This is a genomic window from Streptomyces sp. NPDC049541 (assembly GCF_044465725.1).
In the GTDB taxonomy this organism is placed as follows: domain Bacteria; phylum Actinomycetota; class Actinomycetes; order Streptomycetales; family Streptomycetaceae; genus Streptomyces.
In genome coordinates this window covers 1-1,399 of record NZ_JBITLY010000028.1, presented here as the reverse complement: position 1 = coordinate 1,399, position 1,399 = coordinate 1, and the positions used below count along the sequence as shown (strand labels likewise).

At 68.4% G+C, this 1,399-nt stretch carries 1 protein-coding gene; it reads right to left on the bottom strand.

Annotation, left to right across the window (positions count from 1 at the left end; all coding sequences use genetic code 11):
* Nucleotides 1-117: 117 nt before the first annotated feature.
* Nucleotides 118-1,347, bottom strand: a complete 1,230-nt coding sequence (locus ACIBW9_RS42495; protein WP_398964242.1) for an IS701 family transposase — start codon at nucleotides 1,345-1,347, stop codon at nucleotides 118-120.
* Nucleotides 1,348-1,399: the final 52 nt, after the last annotated feature.

The window sequence follows — 1,399 nt, the reverse complement described above, 5'->3', positions numbered from 1 at the left end:
TAGTAGTGCTTCGTTAGGTTCTGGTTCTGCTTGTGGTGAGGGGGCGGCCGCAGGTGGTGCAGGTTCCGTCCCAGCAGCGCAGCAGGTCCTGTAACGCGTCGAGGACTTGGTAGAGGCTCAGGCTGCTGTGAGGGCTTTTGGGTCGTAGCGCCGCAGGGTGAGGAAGGCCTGGGCGGCGGTGACCAGGGTGACGTGGTGGTGCCAGCCGCGCCAGGTGCGGCCCTCGAAGTGGTCCAGACCCAGCCCGTGTTTGAGTTCGCGGTAGTCGTGCTCGATGCGCCAGCGCATCTTCGCGAAGCGCACCAGATCGGCGATGGGGGTGGTGGCGGGCAGGTTGCTCATCCAGTAGCCGGTGGGCTCGGCCGCTGTCTCGGGCTGTTCCACCAGCAGCGTCCGCAGCGGCAGCACCCCGTCCCACCGGCCGCGTCCACCGGCCTGTTCCTGCGCGGTGCGGGTGGCTTCCTTGCCCGAGGGCCGCACCTCGAGCACCGCAAAGCGTGAGGTCATCGAGCCCTTGCTGCCCTGGCGCCAGTTGACGGTCTCGAAGCAGGCGTCCGCGTCGACCAGCTGATGCAGGGGGCGGGCCGGATCGCGGTAGCGGGGCAAAGTGGGCGGTCCCAGGCCCTGGTAGGGCGGCAGATACGGAACGGCGCCGGCCGGGCGGGCGATCTCCTTGGGCTCGACGGCCATGACGTAGGACCAGCCGCGGTCCTCCAGGGCCAGGCGGAAGGAGACACTGCGGCCGTAGCCGGCATCGGCCACGAGCACCGGCACCGAACCCAGCCAGCCTGTCAGCTTCTCCAGCAGTCCCAGAGCCAGGCGGGTCTTGGGCGTGTGCCCGACCTCGTCGGGCACACCCGCTGCCGTGCGGCGCGGGAGGTCGCGGGCCCATTCCTCGGGCAGGAACAGCTCCCACTCCAGCGGGCAGGAAGCAAGATCGGTGGCCGCGTGCACGCTGACCGCGACCTGGCAGTTGGCCCGCTTGCCCAGCGCCCCGCAGTACTGCCGGGCCACCCCCACCGAGGCCCGCCCGCACTTGGGGAACGACACATCGTCGATGACCCACACCTCGGGCCTAACCACCTCGACCAGCCGCTCGGCGATCCGCCGCCGCACCGGCTCCCACTGCCACGGCGACTGGTTGACGAACTGCTGCAGGGCCTGCATGTTCCCGTCCGGCAGCCGCTGGGCCATCGGCTGGATCGATTTACGCCGCCCGTCCAGCATCAGCCCCCGCAGATAGCACTCACCCTTGGCCCGCTGATCCTTGCGCGGCACCGAGGCGAACACATCCTCCACAAACAGTCCCAACGCAGCCCGTAATCGGTTCACTTCATGCGTGTCCACACACCCAACATGCTCTTGATCAGCGAAAACGCATAGACCTAACGAAGCACTA